Here is a 19,068-nt window from a genome sequence, read left to right on the forward strand (position 1 = left end):
AGGTAAACTTGGTTCATAATCGGAAAAATTAGAGGTCAACAATCTGACATCATTTCGTTATAACGCTGCTGATCTTGATACATCTGCAAATAAACTTGATATTTAGCTTGATGGAAGGCGAACGTGTCGCTATCTGGTGTGATAATGCCACCTTCTCTCACCATTGCACTGGCAGCTTTTGAGAAATCATCAAAGGCTTTACAAGCTACAGCACCTAGTAATGCAGCCCCTAAATTCACGGCATCTTCTTCTTGTGCTAAATGAATTTCACGGCCTGTCGCATTGGCATATTCGCGTAACCACAATGGATTTTTCGTCGCGCCACCGCACATCACGATGCGATTGATTTGATGCCCAGCATCTTCAAGTGTGTCGATAATATGGCGTGTGCCATAAGCAATAGATTGCAGTGTCGCAAGATAATAACGCGCCAATGCAACACGACCACTTTCCAGCGTTAACCCGCTTACCATGCCTTTTGCAGCAGGATTGGCGCGCGGAGAACGATTGCCATGATGATCAGCTAAAACATGAAACTGTGTGGTTGGATATTGTTCATTCTCTTCCAATTCAGCGACAGCTTCGTTTAATAAGGCATAGTAGTTAACGCCTTTTTCATTCGCTTCTTGCTCTAATTCAGCCCATGATTCATGACGGCGGATAGACCATTCAACTAACGCACCAGCAGCACTTTGACCACCTTCGTTTAGCCATAACTCGGGTAACATCGCGCCAAAGTAAGGTCCCCAAACGCCGGGTACCATAATGGGATATTGGCTCACAATCATGTGACAGTTAGACGTACCACTGATAATTGCCAAACTCCCTTCAGGTTGTGATGCCGTTAATGCCAAGCCACCCGCATGTGCGTCAATAATGCCTGAAGCAACAATGACACCCGTGTGCAAGCCAAACGCATTGGCAACCGATTCATCTAAACAACCCGCTTGTTCACCTAATGCCAGAATGGTTTGTGGTACTTTTTCTAATAATTCATCCAAACCAACATCGGCTAACAAACTCTCACTAAATTGTCCCTGATGTGCTAAATAGTTCCATTTACAGGTTAATGTACAGGTACTTGCCACATCTCCTGATGTCGCTTTCCAAACTAAAAAATCAGCTAAATCAAAGAATCGCCATACATCTTGATAACGCTCTGGGTAATGATTTTTTAACCACAGAATTTTTGGCAATTCCATTTCAATACTCACTTCACCACCGACATATCGCAGTGAAGGATCATTGGTCAGATTAATTGTGACTGTTTCTTGTACAGCCCGATGATCCATCCACATGATGATATCTTGTTCAGCGTTACCACTTGGCGAAACCGAAAGTCCTTTACCTTCTTTATCCACAGCAACTAAAGAACAAGTGGCATCAAAACCAATAGATTTCACATGGATAGGATCAATAGCAGATAACGCCACCGACTCTTTTACGGTAGTGCAAACCTGCTGCCAAATATCGGTGGACGATTGCTCAACGAAATCCGTTTTAGGACGGAATTGAGCAATAGGGCGAACAGAAAAGCCTAAACGCTTTCCATTGCTATCAAATACCGCTGCACGGACACTGGCTGAGCCAACATCAACGCCAATAAAATATTGTTGTTCCATGCGAACCCTCATCATTTGCTAACGCTATGCTAATTTTTGCTACTTCGAGTTAGCAAGTTAATTCGAGCATGATGAAAAAACAATCACAATAAGATTGGTTTGTGATGTAGATCTACATCAATAATTTAATTGATTGATTTTAATGATAATTTATTTATTTCACTTTATTAACAATTAAAATGAAATACTGAATCGATTATGTTCGTTATAAATATTACGAACATTTAATTAATGTCTGAGTAAAAATACTTATAAAAATATTAATTGGTTTATCATAAAATGATTTTATTAAAGGGTATCTCACTAATTATTAAAATATTATTCAAAAAAGAGTAATACACTAAAAATAATCATCTTCCTATTGTTATAACTTCCCATTGTTTTATTTTTAATAAGTTAATTTAAATTTATACATTCATTTTTGGAGCATTTGATCATGTTGAAAAATATTGCTGTCAGTCTCTCTCTACTACTTATTTCCTCTTCTGCTTTTTCAGCGACATTAGCAGAAAAAGAATTACACCAAAAATTTGAAGATAATATTCAATCTCGTGTTGTTGATTTAAATAAAAGCTGCGATGCCAATATAAAAGTTGCTTTTGATTGGTCTGCATTTACTGCTGATGATTTAAAAACAATAGGAGTTGATAGTTATTGTAGTGAGGGACTAAAAGGTGTAATAAATACCTGTGAAAGCTCTAAAATTGCACAAGAAACAATAAAAGAAAAAATACAGAATATTACCTGCACTAAAACAACGCCTCGTAGTATTGAACTCAAAGAAGGTATGCTAAATTTCGGTATTGATTTCAATGCCTCAAATGATGCAAAAGCCGTTCAAGAACACTTAATGAATAATCTCTAAATAGATTAAATTCAGCAAACAGCAATACTTAAAAGTATTGCTGTTTATTAATTAGATAACAGATTGAATAAGTTTTTTAGAATAATCATGCGTAACATTACCTAAGTTATTTATCTCACATAATTCAATCTTCTTACCTTGTAAAAAGAACATGACTTTATCGCAAAAGTAAGCAACTGTTTGAATATCATGACTAATAAAAAAATAAGATAATTGGAATTCATCTTTTAACTGTTTTAATAAATCTAATATCTGTACTTGAGTAGGAATATCTAACGAACTAAGCGCTTCATCTAATACAATTAATTTAGGGTAAGAGGCTAATGCACGACATAAACATACGCGTTGTGCCTGCCCACCTGACAGTTCATAGATATAACGTTTATAACAATTTTTAGGTAATCCTACTTTATCTAAAAAAGCAAAAATAAGCTTTTCTAATGCCTGATGATGAATACTTGGAGCCACTATTTTTACTGGCTCAGCAATAATTTCGCCAACCGTTAATGTGGGATTAACGGATGTTGTATAATCTTGGAAAACAATACTAATAATACCTTGGCGATGAAGTCGTTTTGTCACTGATTTATTATTCAAATAGATAGCGCCACTATCGGGTAATTCTAATCCACAAATTAAACGTGCTAAGGTGCTTTTACCACTGCCACTTTCCCCCACTAAACCAAAAGTTTCTTGGGTATTTATATTAAAAGAAAGAGCGTCAATGACCTTCGCTTTTTCACCGAATAAAGTGTTATTTCTTTGAGTATAAAACTTACTGATATTCTCAACGTTTAATAACATAGCGTCTCTTTTATTATGATGATATTAATATGTTTTTTTATTAATCAATTGCTCGAAACGTAATGAAAGCTGTCGCCGTGCATTTATTAAATAACGCGTATATTCCTGCGTTGGAGATGTTAAAACGGTTGTTTTATCACCAAACTCAACCATTTCCCCCCCTAGCATCACGACAATATCATCAGCAATTTCATTAACGAGCCCTAAGTCATGGGAAATAAAAATCAGTGTTGAGTGGTGAGTCGTTACGACATGCTGGAGCAATTTTAAAATCTCTCGACGAAGAGGTGCATCAAGTGCCGTTGTCGGCTCATCTGCAATTAATAGTTTCGGTGATAAGGCAAGTGCAATCGCAATCATCACACGTTGTAATTGCCCACCACTTAATTGATAAGGAAATGCTTGCATAATAGAGTGAAATTTATGAGGAAATACATGAGATAATGCTAACTCAGTTTCTTCTACAGCTTGCTTTTTAGAATAGGAAAAATGGTAGATTAAAGTTTGGCTAATTTGCTTGCCTATTTTCATCAAAGGATCAAACGCACTCATGCCATTTTGAACAATCAAGCCTAAAGATGTTCCCAATAAAGCTCGACGTTGAGAAAATTCCTCACCACTAATTTTCTTTCCATCAAAGAAAATCTCCCCTGACATGACTAATTGTTCAGGCAGTAATCCCATAATGGCTTTACTAATGACACTTTTTCCACTACCACTTTCTCCGACAATCGCTAATGTACGTCCTTGCTTTATCGAGAAAGAGACATTATCAATCAGCTTTTTTCCGCTTTCTTGATGAGTAATAGAAACATGCTCAAGTGTCAGTAAGTTGTTCATGCTTTTCTCCTACTGACTGGCGATTATCCGGATCAAACACATCACGTAAAAAATCACCCCAAAAATTAAATGCGGTAACAACAAGGGTAATTGCAATGCCTGCGGGTAACATTTGCTCTGGGTGTAATACCATGACATTTTTTGCTTCACTAAGCATATTTCCCCATTCTGGCGTCGGTGGTTGTACACCTAATCCTAGAAAAGAGAGCGCCGAGATCATTAAAATAACACTACCGATATCGGTTGATGCTAAGACAATAGTTTCAGCAAAGGTAACGGGTAATAAATGACGTCGTAAAATATGGTGAGAAGGTGCACCAATCACCTGTGCATATGCAATGTAATTACGATGGGAATATTGGCGAACAACCCCTCTGATCATTCTGGCATACCACGCCCATTTCACTAAAATAACGGCAATTAAGATATTACCAATACCCGGCCCCATTATTCCCACTAATGCTAAGATCATAATTTCTGCAGGAAATGACAAAACCACATCACATAATCGCATAATCAAGGTGTCTGTTTTTCCATGGAAAAAACCAGCTAACATGCCCATTAACCAGCCAATAATTAATGTCACGCTCATGGCTAATAAGGCATAAAATACCGTCGTTCTTACACCAAACAATAATCTTGAAAAGATACAGCGCCCTAAATTATCCGTACCTAATGGATAATCAAAACTCATAGGCTTAAATTTCAAACGTATTGAAGTTAAAGTGGGATCATGCGGTGCTAACCAAGGAGCCAATATTCCTGCAATAACCACAATAGAGATCACCAATAAACACAATTGTGCACTTTTGTCTTTTGCAAGTCGTTGCCAAAATAGTTGCCGCATGATTATCTCCTTAACCGCGGATCAGCCATCATTTGAATGACGTCCATCAAAAAGTTAAAAAAGAGAAATAGCAATGACATCAATAAAATATAGGCCTGTATCATCGGATAATCACGACCAAATATAGCACTGATACATAGTCGCCCAATTCCCGGCCATGCAAAAATATTTTCAATCACGACTGTACCGGCAATAAGCTTTGGAATACTCATACCCAATGCCGTTAAACTGGAATACAACGAATTACGTAAAATATGGCGACGTAAAATAAGGTTATCCGGTAATCCGCGAGCTTTGGCATAAAAGACATAAGGTTGATGCCATTGATTTAACATCGCACCTCTTAACAGCCGTAAATAAGTACCGATATATCCTAAAGAAAGCGCCAATGCAGGCAAAATAACAGATTGTGGTGATAACATTCCACTGACAGGGAGCCAATCTAAATAAACAGCGACTCCCCAAATCAATAGCAATCCCAGCCAATAATTCGGTATAGCCGTTAGAATAAAGACAATAAAACGAATGCTTTTATCTGTAAAACTTTGGGGTTTAACCACACACCACAATGCTAAAGGCAGTGCCAAAACAATCGTAAAAAATAAGGCTGTTGAAGCCAACCAAAGCGTTGGAGGTAATGCTCTTAGCATCTCTTGAATAACTGGGGTTCTGGTAAGAAAAGAAGTACCAAAATCAAGCTGGAACCCTGCTATTAACCATAAAAAATAACGGGTAAAGAAAGGTTTATCTAAACCTAACTCATGACGCATACCTTCAATGGCTTCAGGTGTTGGTACTATTTCATTAATACGTAATGCGACTTCCGCAGGATCAGACGGCGCTAATTCCAACAGAATAAAAGCAATAAATGAAATCATCAGTGCCAGCGGAAATATCGCCAACACTCTCCAAAATATATAACGTAGCATAAGGTTTAATTAGTGTGACACTTTCATGTAAGGTGCCACACTTATCTAAGTGAGCGTTTTAACTACGGCTTAAAATGCATTTTTTCAAACGGTATTTCATATTGAGACGGATTAAATCCAACATTTTCTAATTCACTTCGGTGGATAGCCTTAGTACGAGAATAGGTTAATGGGATATAGACAGCTTGCTCTGCTAATGAGGTAAACAAAGTTTTATAGAGTTCCTGACGGCGCGCTTCATTAGGGGTAATTAATAACTCGCCAATCATTGCATCCAATTGGGCTTTATTTGCCAATCCTTTTTGTCCTTGGTAATCCGCATGAGCGGGTATTCTAAAAGATGAAACAAAAGAAGCCGGATCATAAGGTGTTCCCCATGAAAGCGAATATTGCAAATCAAAATCACCATTTTTTTGTCTATCTAAATAAGCTTGTTTTTCTTCACCTAAAATCATCAGACCAACACCAATCTTTTTAAAATCATCTTGAATGAGTTCGGCAATTTCTTTTTCTACTGCGTTATTCACATTATAAGAGAGCAATAATTGTAGTTTCTGACCATCTTTTTGACGGATAGTCTCACCTTTTGGTAATACCCAGCCCGCGGCCTCTAATAATTCAACCGCTTTTGTAGGCTGATAAGCATAGGTTGGCGAGCTAAAATCACAATAAGGCACACTGCGCGCCATTAAAGTATCTGCGACTCTTTCACTGCCCGCTAAAATACCTTGTGCAATTCCCTCTTTATCGACTGCATATTGCAATGCTTGGCGAACATGTTGATTTGATGTCATTGGACGACTACTGTTTAGCACAATAGCACGAGACGCAATTGGAGCGCTCATTTCAGTTTTAAATTTATCTGATGCCATAAGGGCTTCAAATGAATCCATATCTAACATGTCACCATCAGCACCAAATATAAGCTGAATATCTCCCTTTTGTAGAGAAAGTAGCATCGTTTGTCGGTCTGGGATCACTCGCCACATTACCCCATTTAATACAGGTTTTTCTCCCCAATAATTTGGGTTAACTTTAAACTCTGCGTATTGGTCTTTTTTATGTTCAGTTAATACCCAAGGCCCCGTACCAATATAGTTCGCAACGCCTGTTTTTGTTTTGCCATTAATAAATGAATTTGGCGAAATAAAGCGGAATGGGCGAGTTAAACCTAATTCAGTTAATGTTGGGTAGTAAGGATTTTTTAAATTTAATTTAACGGTAAATTCATCAACAACTTCAACGCTATCAATTTGGCGAACTAACTCTAACCACGCATGTCGTTCATAGTTATCTAATACGGCTTCAATATTTAATTTTACGGCTTTGGCATTAAACGGTTCGCCATCACTAAAGGTCACATCATGGCGTAAATAAAAGGTATAACTTTTGCCGTCAGGAGAAATATCCCAACGCTGGGCTAAATAAGGTGTAACACCTTTTTCGGTATTTAATACAAGAGATTCAAATACCATGTTTTGAGCGGCCATCTCACCAGAGTAGAGATGAGGGTTAATATCACGAATATCTTTTGTACTAGCATAATCCAGTATGTTATTGCTTTTATCTGCAAGTGCTGGAAATACACATGCAAGTGTTAATAACAGGGTTGGGATCACCGAAAATAAAGGCTTCACGTTATTCTCCTTTCATTATTTATACGTTGTTTTTTGTGCGTGGATCATAAACATCGGTGTTGATCCATAATTAATTTTTTCTTCTTCATTCCACACAAAATCACCAATGCGGGTGTCTATCATGTATCGATTAAAACCAATCTCTAGCAAGGTATTAATGTCCCATTGAGGACGTTTTATTTGACTCAATGGAAGTTGGCGTGCAATTCGCTCCATCTCTTTTGTATCAGTATTTACATAGTGATCTTCAACTTGTTCTTCTATTGAACGAGCTCTATCTACCACAAAACCTTGCCAATATGCCTCATCAAAAAGGTGTAAATACCAGTTAGCATCAAAATTAATTAAACTACCGCCCGGCTTTAATACACGAAACCATTCTGAATACGCCACTTGTGGTGCTTTTAAATTCCAAGTGACATTACGGCTAACAACAAGATCAAACTGCTCATTGGCAAAAGGCAGTTGATGTACATCTCCACGAATAAATTGAATATTTACCTGATGTGTTTGTGCATTCTGTTTGGCTTCCTGCAACATGCCTTCAGTTGCATCAATTGCTGTTACATCATGTCCAGATAACGCTAATAAAATGGCAAAAAAGCCTGGGCCAGTTCCAATATCTAGTACTTTTAAAGTTTCGCCCTCTTTAACATGCCCCAATAACAAATGACGCCATTTTTGTTGTTTTTCACTCAGCAATTCTTGTTGATTAGACTCACTATAACTTTCTGCTCTGATATTCCAGTAACGAGTTACATCATTAAGTAATGGGCTATTATTTATTTTATTTGTCATCAGAAACCTACGGTTGTATCTACGTAAAGAGGGGAAATAAATTCCCTCAAAAGCGAATGATTTGGCTATTTTATAGTGTGGGTAACATACCTTGTAACCCGTCGATACTCTATGTGCTATATCAATATTCATCAGCACTCAATGGTGAGAGTTGGTTGATGTGTAATCTTCGCCTTTAACATAAAGGCGTCATCCTAAAGGGTAAAAAGATAAATAAGCAAATAGATTATTTTGCCTGTTAAAATAGAGAAACAAATTGAGCGAATTTAGTAATAAACTAAAGCTTAAGTGCTATAAAAATTTATTTTGCCTTAGATTAAAAAAATGAACGCTTTAATTTCACCTTTTCAATAAAACCGTTATAGTCAGTAATATTGATATCTTAAATTTCTCTCTTTAAACGAATATAGCCGTCACAAAGGCTCTCTAAAATATGAATCGAATTTCACGATTAACGGCTGATATTTCCCGCGCCGATTTTGCCTTAACTCATCAACAGCAGTTACTTCAATTGCTGATACAACATTTTCCGACTAAGTATCGAGCACTATTTGCCACGCCAGAAAAGAAATCAGATGACGTTATTGAATGGTATTCTGCGGTTTCTGGTAATCCTGTTGCTTTGACCTCGTTACAAGGCCAAGAACAACAAGAAATAAGACGTATTTTAGATGAACGCCTTAACGATATTAAAACACAAACAGCATTATTAGCTTCGCAAAACAGAATTACAGATGAAGAGCGCCATCTTTTAGATACGGCATCAACGCTACCTGATAGCGAAAGTGTCTATGTGATTAATGGGCAACCTGTTATTACATGGTGGCCACGCACAACCCCATTACCACCACCAATTGCACAAGTTACCGCTGGTGCAAGTGCCGCAGCTGCGGGTGCCGCACTCGCGGATGTGCCAGCCAAAACACGCAATCGCTGGTTACGTTGGCTATTACTCTTCTTATTCTTGCTGTTTTTAATTTTATTGGCATCTTGGCTAAAAGGGTGTTTTGATCCCACGGCCGTTCCTCCTGTTGTGGAAGAAAAACCTGCCGTTGTAATACCACCAGAACCCGTACCTGAGCCAGAACCCATTCCTGAGCCAGAACCAGTACCAGAACCTATTCCAGAGCCGATCCCTGAACCCGTTCCAGTACCTGAACCTATTCCTGAACCAAAACCTGTGCCAAAACCTGTGCCAGTGAAAAAACTTACGCCACTAGAAGCTTGTGTACAAGATGAATTAAAAAAAGCGGGTGTAACAGAAAAGACAGCTAATGCAACCTGTGAAAATCGCTTAGCCAGTAAGATAAAACAAATGTGTCCAGCTGATCGTCCACCAGAACTAGCACCACAAGTAATTATTATCTTTGATGCTTCAGGCTCAATGGCGCTGAGTATGAGTTTAACAGAAGACGATTTAGACTTTATTTCAAGCACAGGAAAGCTTTTCGCGGGCTATGATGCCGAACCTCGTCGAATCACTGTAGCAAGAAATGCAGCGACAAAGATTATTAATAGTATTCCTTCAGATATGAAAATTACTACCGTTGTGGCATCAGACTGCGGTGTAGTGAAATCAAGTCCTGCTTACGGCGGCAATGAACGCTCAAAATTGCTTAACTACATTAAACGTATTGAACCTGATAGCGGTACACCATTAGCCGAATCTATTCAACGAGCCGGCTCTCTAATCAAAGGTAATAATCGTGACACTATTATTGTCTTATTATCTGACGGTTTAGAGTCTTGCGATCAAGATCCATGCGCAGCTGCCAGAACATTAAAACGAGCTCATCCTCGCGCCGTAATTAACGTTGTTGATATTTTAGGTACAGGCGCAGGCAACTGTGTGGCGAATGCAACGGGAGGGAAAGTCTTCACTGCGCGTAATGCCAATGAAGTCAGTTTAATGACTCGAAAAGCAATTGAAGATTATATTCCGAAGAACTGTAAATAATGATTGATTACTATTTTTAATATTTATTTCACCCTCTTTGTTTCAACATTGAGGGTGAAGTTTTTCACGTATTTCGCGTAATTTATTATTATATTGAAGCTAGTAGGTGCTATATCTTATCTATTTAAGACTCTTCTTTAATTGATTATTTTTGTTTCTTTTCTTATTCACTCATTATTAAGAATAAACCTATTTTGTGATTACTATCACAACGACCAGATGTTACCTGATGGTTTACCTTTTTATATTTTGTCTTTTTTTTCTCCCATTTCATTATTTTTTAATGTAAAAACCAATATATCGGTGATTTTATCCATATATTTAAGAAAATATAGCGCAACCTGTAACGTCATTATTTAATTAACATAATCGTTATCTCAATATTCCTCTTTTACTCAAGAAAAATAAAAAAGTCTTTAATAATAATCAGTTAATTAACCCTAAATAATCCGCTAGATAGACACTCAATTTCTGATAATATAAAATGTATATAAATTTTATATCTTTATTTTTAGCCTTAAAGCCTATTTACGGATAAGCCAACTTACCCATAGATAATCTTGCCTAGCGGAATGATCGTCGTGAATAAAGCATTCTTACGAAGTGGTAAATTAGAAAGTTACCTCCCTATGGGAGAAAATGGACAGGCTGTTTATATCTCTGCACTGCAGCTACGTGAAACTTTGCGTTTAAGAGGAAAGGTACATATTTCTCAATGCCTTGCCATTCCTCAGCCGAATGAAACAGGCGAACGCATTGATTGGTATTCACCGATCGACGGCTCTGTTATCCCTTGGTCTGCGGCTTCAGAAGAAGAGCGTACTGCCGCTTATGCTGTGCTGAAAAAAAATCAAGATGATTTAATCGCCTTTAGCGAACAAGAACAGCAAAGAGCTGGAAATAAAGAAAGTCAGCTTTTTGGCGCACTCCTCAGTAAGACAATCCAATTTCCTGACGAAAACCATATTTTTATTGTTGATGGCCAACCGATTATTACCTTTTGGGGATTTGTCAGCGCCAATCAACAACTAAGAGTTGACCCTGTTGCTTGCTTAAAACCTATTGTTGCGCCAATCGCACCAACATCAACAGCCATTCCACCCGTACAAGAAAAAGTCATCATTACTGATGCAAAGCGCCCTTGGTGGCGTTTTTTATGGTGGCTGTTACCTTTATTATTACTTCTACTCGCTATTTTCTTCTTAAGAGGCTGTTTCTCAACACCTACATTACCGACAGTCGATATTAAAATACCAGATATTGAAGCGCCTAAATTACCTGATCCTACGCTTGAAAAGCCAAGAGTCCCCACTGTGGTTACTAATGGTCATACAGTTGGCGTACCAACAGGCACCGTTCACACAGGAACATTAGGCACTGTCGATGCAAATGGAAATGTGATTAATGCCACTGATGGGAACGGCGCAGTAATTGATCCTAATACAGGTTTACCGGTGATTGATCCTCAAATAGACAATAACCAAGGTGCTTTACCTGAAGGGGTAGCGCCCGACGATGCGCAACAACCGAATGTGCCTCCCGTTGATCCCGCAACACAAAATGAGCAACCGAAAACAGATACTCCTCAAAATGCAGGAAATGAGAACAATACAGCTACCCCTCCGGTTGATCCTAATGCACCACCAGATGTCACACCACCAGCCACTGCTGATAACACAACACCACTAACTATTCCTGCAAATGCGCTAGCTAACGGCTCAACCCAATTCCTTAATGGCCAATGGAAAGCAGGTGCAGGTATTCAAGATCAAAAAACAGGTAAACCACTGAGCCTGAACTATCAATTAGATAATGGCAAAGGACAAGTCGTAATGACACGCAGTGATGGGGTGACCTGTAAAGCCCCTGTTAACGCAGCCGTCAATCAAGGTGGGCTGAATATAAATAACCAAGGTCAGGCTCTGTGTAGTGATGGTTCAAACTATTTGATGCCAAATATTATTTGCCAACCAGGAAACCAAAATATTGCTGCTTGCCAAGGGAAATATGAAAACAGTCAGCCATTCCCATTATCAATGAAGCGGGAGAATAATTAATTCATGTTAGCGCCACTGACCGATTATAAAGATAAAATAACCCTTATCCGTGACAGTAATATTCAGTTCCTGGATTTTGGTTTTACGCTACCACAGCGTAAAGAGTACGGTGAGTTTGTTAAAAAAGGTGAAAACGGTCCGTTAATGCGACTCATCTACAATGAGCGAGACGATAACTATCTTTACCCAGCACCGAAAAATCAACCACAAACACCGAGAGAAGCAGAATTTAGCTTCTCTCTTGATGAGTCATTAAATTTATTCAATGACACTTGGTTGCCAGTGCCATTTTTCCGCTTTAATCCGCCTCGTTCATTCTCTCAAGGCCCTGATAACTGGGTGAGAATGATGTTTCACCAACTGCCAGAACCAGATGAAGACGGGCATACGCATCGCATTGTAGTGGCTTTTGATACTCGTATTGAACCCAATCGCACCAATACGGCTTATCTAGCACCAAACGAAGAAGATGTTCGCTCTGGTGTTGCTTTTGCACTAGCCTATCTAGGTTATGAGGTAGAAAATTTCCTTGAAACACCGTGGATTGATGGTTGGTTAAAGGAAGTCTTTAGTGAAAGAGCACTGGCGGTCACTAAGATATATCACGATGAACTTGAGGAAGCGCTTAAAGAGTTTCAACATCAAGCACATTATCTCAATTTGCTCAATATATTAGGTGAGAAACTCCACTTACCTGAAATCAAAATTAATGAAACCAAACCACAAGAGCCGGCCATTGAAGTCGACCTTATCCTTGATGTGGGTAACTCACGTACATGTGGGATCTTAATTGAAGATCATATCAATGATAATAAAGGGTTAACTCAACTTTATGAAATGACATTGCGTGATTTAAGCCACCCTTATCAAATCTACAACGAACCTTTTGAAAGCCGTGTTGAATTTGCACAAGCGGAATTTGGTAAACAAGACTTTTCAGTCAGTAGTGGTCGAAATAATGCCTTTATGTGGCCAACTATTGGTCGTGTTGGCCCTGAAGCTAACCGCATGGCAGCACAACGCTTAGGAACTGAAGGCTCAACGGGTATTTCAAGCCCTAAACGTTATTTATGGGATGATTCACCGTATTCTCCAGGTTGGCGCTTTAGTCGCTCTTTTGGTCAAACAGACAGAGAGCCTCTGGCAACTGCTGTACCTATGACCTATCTGCTTAACGATCACGGTGAACCGTTATTCCGTTTAGATCCTGACTTTCGTATGCCTGTCTTTACGCCAAACTACACGCGTAGTTCATTAATGACCATGATGTTAACCGAAGTGTTAGCTCAGGCATTAACACAAATGAACAGCCCGGCTCAGCGTCTTAAAATGAGCCATGCTAGTGCGCCTCGTCAATTACGCAATATCATTTTGACTATTCCACCCGCTATGCCAAAACCAGAGCGTGCTATTTTTGAAACATGCATGGAAAACGCATTAGGGCTAATTTGGAAAGCAATGAATTGGGATCCAACTGATGAAAAACTGAATTTTGATGGTAAAGATACCCAATGTCGTATACCGATGCCCAATATCCACGTTAAATGGGATGAAGCCACTTGTGGTCAGTTAGTTTACCTCTACAACGAAACACAAATTAAATTTGGTGAACGTACTGAAGCTTTTTTTGCTAGCCAAGTGCGAGAAGATAACCGCGCATTAACAGGTGATAGCACGTTAAAAATTGCATCAATTGATATTGGTGGTGGCACAACCGATCTCGTTATCACTCGCTATAAACTGGATACGGGAACAGGAAGCAACGTCAAAATTATTCCAACACAATTATTCCGCGAAGGATTCAAAATTGCGGGTGATGATATTTTATTAGATATCATCCAGATTTGTGTTTTGCCTGCATTACGCACAGCATTAACGGATATTGGCATTTCTGATGCCGATGCCCTAATGTCTTCTCTTTTTGGTAGTGAAGGTTTAGATGCAGGTCAGCAAGTATTGCGTCAACAGCTTACCTTACAAATCTTCAATCCAATTGGATTACGTATTTTAAGCCAGTACGAAAATTTCGATCCATTAGTGCCTCATGAAGGTATTAACAGCACCTTTGGAGAATTGCTAGATGTCCAACCAACAGAGCATGTGCGTCGTTATATTGACGACGCTGCCAATAAAGAGTTAGGTGGCGGAGAGAGTTTTTCTATCTTAAACGTACCAGTGCAAATTAATTTTACACAACTACACGCTGAATTTATTTCAGGTGAACGTATTAATATCACCCGTAGCTTAAAAGCGCTGTGTGAGGTGCTTTATTACTACTCATGTGATGTTTTACTGCTCACAGGCCGCCCTTCTCGCTTACCGGGTATTCAAGCACTATTAAAAGTATTACAGCCTGTACCACCTTCTCGTATATTGCCATTACATGGTTACAAAACGGGGGGTTGGTATCCGTTCAACAAAAAAGGCCGCATTGACGATCCCAAATCAACCGCAGCAGTTGGTGCGATGTTGTGTTTAATGGCTGAAAATGCACGTTTGCTCAACTTCTATTTCTCAACAGGTAACTTTAAAACTTACTCAACAGTGCGTTATTTAGGAATGTTAGATAATAACAACACCATTTCTGATAATGACGTTTATTACCGAGATATTCAGGATAAGTTTGAGCCTGATCCAGATACCTATTTTGAAGTCAGAGGCGGGATACGTTTAGGTTTCCGTCAATTAGATAATGCCCGTTGGCCAGCCTCACCACTCTATACATTACGCATTAAAAATCCAAAATTGGCACAACAATTAAGCCAAGAGGACAGCGTATTACATATCAAGCTAGGAGAAGAGCGCGGAGCCTCTAGCCATAATAATGACAACAAATCTGAAAAATTACGTATTGAAGAAATGGAGCTTATTAATGGTAAAGGTGGCGTTAATAAGAGTGGTTTAAGCTTCAAACTCAATACGTTAGCAGACAGTGGTATTGGCGAAACATCCTATTGGCTGGATAGCGGGAGTGTATTAGGTAAATGAATATGATGGATGAAAAACAGTTAACAGCTAAATGGGATGCCATTTATCAAGGCGCAGGCAAAGCTATTGATTGGGTTAGCGCAGTAAGAGGCAATGCACCTCGTTTAAATACAGAAGCTGATAGCCTTATCTATCGCCTGCGTCGTAGCCGTAATATGGCGAAGAATCTCAGCTTAGCGACCCAACGCCCAATGTCAGTCGGCTTTTTTGGCCTGTCTCAGGCAGGAAAATCGTACCTGATCTCAGCCCTTGCTGCTGGGCAAGAAGGACGATTAAGAACCAGCATGTCAGGTAAAACTCTTGATTTTATCGACCATATCAACCCACCAGGGGGTGGCAAAGAGGCTACGGGATTAGTCACTCGCTTTAGTCGCAAAGCAACAAAAGGTACGCAAGAGTTTCCAGTAGAGCTACACCTTTTTAGCGAAATTGAAATTGTTAAGATCCTTGCTAATGCTTATCTGTATGACTTTAATCAGGAAAAAATTGATTTTGAATTAGATGAAGAAAAAATCTCTCGTTTAATCAATTCATTAAGTTCACAATGTAGCGCCACCGCTGTCGCAGGTATTACACACGATGATGTCGTTTCATTATGGGATTACCTGCAACGTCACGCCGAAAAAAGCCAGAAGAAATTAGCAACAACCTATTGGCCTAAAGCGATTGAATTAGCGCCTTATCTGAGCATAGCTCAACGTGCTAAGTTATTTTCAGTGTTATGGGGCGACATTGCAGAACTGACATCTGCTTATCAGCGTTTTAGCACCACACTTGCCTCTTTAGGCAATGCATCCTTGGTTTTGGCTCCGCTTTCTTCTTTAGTCAAAGAACAAGACGGTGTGTTAATACAAAACGACAGTATTATGAACGTAGATATGTTAGAACGTCTCAATACTGCCAATGATAACCAGATCAGTATCTGTCCTATTCATGGTGATCGTATTGATGCCCCTGTAACCCTTTCTTTAGCGGAACTGACTGCACTCACCGTTGAATTAGTCGTGCCGTTATTAGATGCACCAAGCAAAACGCTATTTGAACAGGTTGAGCTACTGGATTTTCCGGGTTATCGCGGACGTTTAGGTGTTGAAACCATGGCGGACGTGCGTCGTCAAGTCAATGATGATAGCGCAAACCCACTCGCTCAGCTTATTCTTCGGGGCAAAGTCGCCTATCTGTTTGAGCGTTATACCGATAACCAAGAAATGAATGTGCTGGTGGTTTGTACTGCATCAAACAAACAATCCGATGTAAAAGAAGTCGGTGCAGTACTCACAGAATGGATCAACAATACACAAGGTAAAGATGCACAAACTCGTGCTAAACGCCCTTCTGGCTTGATTTGGGCGATGACTATGTTTGATATGCGTATTACCAACTCCTTAACCATGAATGAAGCGTTATTACGCCAATCATGGGGTAAAGGTGGCATGATAAAAATGGCGATGTTAGAGCGCTTTGGTCAATACGAATGGATGTCATCGGATTGGATCAATGGTGAAGCGTTTAATAATACCTTTTTAGTACGTAAACCGGGCGTCCCCACACCGTTTATTCAAATCAGTAATGGCAAAGAAACGGTTCTAAATGAAGACAGTATTTCACAATTACATCTGATGAAAACAACATTTGCTGAAGATGAAACTGTCCAACGTTATATTCGTGATCCAGACCAAGCATGGGATGCCATGTTGTCGCTTAACGATGGCGGTATGCAACGCCTTGCTGATTATATTGAAACCGTTGCCTTAAAATCACTAAAGCTTGAACGTATCAATGAGCAACTACAAGAAATTCAACGTGATTTAATCGGTCATCATCTTGAAAAATGGTATCAATCAGGTGGTGAAGAAGAATTACAGGTAAAACGCCGTAATGCCGCGACTATTTTGCGTTTTATGCAAAGTCGTCCTTATTTACAAGGTGCATTACTCGACTATCTGTTGCCTTCTCGCAAATCTCTCTACGACCTATATATGCAAGAAAAAGAGGTTATCGATACCCTTTCAGACAACAAAAAAGCAACACAAGCCCCAGTTTCTGCCTTTGCTGCTATGGAACAACCGACATTTGATCTCTTTAGCGATGCACCAATCTCTTTGGTACCTGAAGAAGATGAAGCCCCCAAAGGCCATGGCAATGAGGTTACCTACCCTAAAAAAGTGATGGCATTATGGATAAACCATCTGCGTAGTCTGCCAGATAACAGTACATTGTTAACCTATTTAGGCATCGACCAAGAAATTATGGTGCTGTTAGTCGATGAACTTATTACAGCTATCAATCGTCTTGGTGTTGAACAACGTATGTTGAAAACTCTGGCCGGAACAGAAGCCATTGCCCGTCGTGATGACTTAGCCGAACAACAATCATCTCGCGTTTATAATGTACTGGGTGATTTTATTACTTGGTTTAATTTCAAAGATAACGGTGTTGAGAAGCCAGATAGCAAAATTAATGTGGGTCATAAGATCTTTGAAAGACCCGATAACACTAGCGTGCAATGGGGTGATGATGAGCGTTTGGTCCGCTTACCCACCAACCCTGTTAACTATACCCTTTTATTTGTAATTGATTGGCTTATCGCTTTATCGACGATTATTACTGAGAATGCAGGACATTCAGCAGGAAGAGAAATCAGTGCTGAACAAAACGCACAGTTAGGCCAAATCATTCAAACCATGAAATCATCCGTCGTGGAGTCATAATTCGTGTTTAATCCAGAATTAAAACCCGTACAACCTGCTCGTCCTGGCTTTGCGGTATTAAGTATTCGTAATTGGGAAGGTGATGCTTCCCCTGTTTATTTAAGTATTCAGCGTAACCAAGATCGCTATTTCTTAAATGATAAAGGGGAGTGGGTAGGTAATGCCTTTTTCCATCAGCTTTCTCTTGAAGATGCCGAGGACGGCTATCAAATCGTCCTTGATAAAACGTTAGTTGATCCACTTGTTAGTAACTTACAAATGGCCTATCAATTTACGTTAAAAGACGATAATGAAACACAAGATATTGGCCGACTACGTATTCGTGATGGTGTATTAGCCTCTCAAGCACAAGGTCAAAGCGAAGCATTAAAATCAACGGCGACATTAGATACTCAAGCTGTTCCACCTGCTCCCATTGTCGAAACATCACCGGAGCCGGAGCCCGAATCAATCAAAGAGCCTGAGCCTGAGCCAATTATTCCTGAAATTAAGGTAGATGAACCGCCACAACGCCCCACACCACCTGCTCCGAAAAAATCTAAAATTGGTTTAATTTTAGCGATTATCCTGATCTTAATTTTAGCGGGTATCTTAACGTGGTTCTTCTTGCTAAGAGGCAACCCAGCAGGTGAACCAGCACCACAACCGACACCAGAGCCATCAACACCAAGTGTGTGTAGTGTTGAAAATATGAAATCAGGTACGGCGCTCGCTTTTGTACAAAGTTGTATACAGAGCCAACCAGATAGCAAAACCATTCTTACAACAATTGAACAAGCTAAACAGAACAATCAATGTGACGTTGCTCAACGTTTATATGCATATAAAGCGCAATCAGGTGATGTTGAAATCGCACTAAATTATGCTCGTGAATACGATCCAGAAACAGCATCAGCACAAGGTTGCTTTGGTGCAGACAAAGAAACAGCTATCTATTGGTACGAAGCTGTTCTTAATCATGACTCACAAAACAGTGACGCAAAAGCGCGTCTTGAAGCACTGAAAAAATAGGA

The 19,068-nt window shown here is 39.4% G+C and carries 13 protein-coding genes; 6 read left to right on the forward strand and 7 right to left on the reverse strand.

The window, feature by feature from the left end:
* Nucleotides 1-35: 35 nt before the first annotated feature.
* Complete coding sequence (locus tag GTH24_RS19140) at nucleotides 36-1,622, reverse strand: FGGY-family carbohydrate kinase (protein WP_072068877.1); 1,587 nt, start codon at nucleotides 1,620-1,622, stop codon at nucleotides 36-38.
* Between the two features lie 436 nt (nucleotides 1,623-2,058).
* On the opposite strand from GTH24_RS19140, the gene GTH24_RS19145 reads away from it, so the two are divergent.
* Entirely contained in the window at nucleotides 2,059-2,487 is a 429-nt protein-coding gene (locus GTH24_RS19145; protein ID WP_072068878.1) for a hypothetical protein, read from the forward strand.
* A 51-nt stretch (nucleotides 2,488-2,538) separates the two neighbouring features.
* On the opposite strand, the gene GTH24_RS19150 is transcribed toward GTH24_RS19145, so the two are convergent.
* From GTH24_RS19150 to GTH24_RS19175, 6 genes are all read right to left on the reverse strand, one after another.
* Entirely contained in the window at nucleotides 2,539-3,291 is a 753-nt protein-coding gene (locus GTH24_RS19150; RefSeq protein ID WP_115351098.1) for an ABC transporter ATP-binding protein, read from the reverse strand.
* Between the two features lie 24 nt (nucleotides 3,292-3,315).
* Nucleotides 3,316-4,131, reverse strand: coding sequence for an ABC transporter ATP-binding protein (locus GTH24_RS19155; RefSeq protein ID WP_164526841.1), 816 nt, complete (start codon nucleotides 4,129-4,131; stop codon nucleotides 3,316-3,318).
* Complete coding sequence (gene opp1C, locus GTH24_RS19160) at nucleotides 4,109-4,978, reverse strand: nickel/cobalt ABC transporter permease (protein ID WP_072068881.1); 870 nt, start codon at nucleotides 4,976-4,978, stop codon at nucleotides 4,109-4,111. The genes GTH24_RS19155 and opp1C overlap by 23 nt, the downstream gene beginning before the upstream one ends.
* A gap of 2 nt (nucleotides 4,979-4,980) precedes the next feature.
* On the reverse strand, nucleotides 4,981-5,907 hold the full coding sequence (gene opp1B / locus GTH24_RS19165) for a nickel/cobalt ABC transporter permease (protein ID WP_164526842.1): 927 nt from the start codon (nucleotides 5,905-5,907) through the stop codon (nucleotides 4,981-4,983).
* A 62-nt stretch (nucleotides 5,908-5,969) separates the two neighbouring features.
* Entirely contained in the window at nucleotides 5,970-7,544 is a 1,575-nt protein-coding gene (gene nikA, locus GTH24_RS19170; RefSeq protein ID WP_072068883.1) for a nickel ABC transporter substrate-binding protein, read from the reverse strand.
* A gap of 15 nt (nucleotides 7,545-7,559) precedes the next feature.
* Nucleotides 7,560-8,342, reverse strand: coding sequence for a class I SAM-dependent methyltransferase (locus GTH24_RS19175; protein WP_164526843.1), 783 nt, complete (start codon nucleotides 8,340-8,342; stop codon nucleotides 7,560-7,562).
* A gap of 433 nt (nucleotides 8,343-8,775) precedes the next feature.
* Here GTH24_RS19175 and GTH24_RS19180 point away from each other — a divergent pair, with 433 nt between their 5' ends.
* The 5 genes from GTH24_RS19180 to GTH24_RS19200 all read left to right on the forward strand — a co-directional run bounded on the left by GTH24_RS19180 (nucleotide 8,776) and on the right by GTH24_RS19200 (nucleotide 19,066).
* Entirely contained in the window at nucleotides 8,776-10,299 is a 1,524-nt protein-coding gene (locus tag GTH24_RS19180; RefSeq protein ID WP_072068885.1) for a vWA domain-containing protein, read from the forward strand.
* Nucleotides 10,300-10,880: 581 nt separating this feature from the next.
* The gene (locus GTH24_RS19185) at nucleotides 10,881-12,356 is read left to right on the forward strand and encodes an SrfA family protein (protein WP_164526844.1); all 1,476 of its coding nucleotides are present in this window, start codon (nucleotides 10,881-10,883) and stop codon (nucleotides 12,354-12,356) included.
* 3 nt (nucleotides 12,357-12,359) lie between these two features.
* On the forward strand, nucleotides 12,360-15,344 hold the full coding sequence (locus tag GTH24_RS19190) for a virulence factor SrfB (RefSeq protein WP_072068887.1): 2,985 nt from the start codon (nucleotides 12,360-12,362) through the stop codon (nucleotides 15,342-15,344).
* A 2-nt stretch (nucleotides 15,345-15,346) separates the two neighbouring features.
* Entirely contained in the window at nucleotides 15,347-18,055 is a 2,709-nt protein-coding gene (locus GTH24_RS19195; protein WP_241253998.1) for a putative virulence factor, read from the forward strand.
* 3 nt (nucleotides 18,056-18,058) lie between these two features.
* A complete protein-coding gene (locus GTH24_RS19200) occupies nucleotides 18,059-19,066 on the forward strand; it encodes a hypothetical protein (RefSeq protein ID WP_072068889.1) in 1,008 nt (335 codons plus the stop codon).
* Nucleotides 19,067-19,068: the final 2 nt, after the last annotated feature.

The organism is Proteus vulgaris, from assembly GCF_011045815.1.
Taxonomy (GTDB): domain Bacteria; phylum Pseudomonadota; class Gammaproteobacteria; order Enterobacterales; family Enterobacteriaceae; genus Proteus; species Proteus vulgaris_B.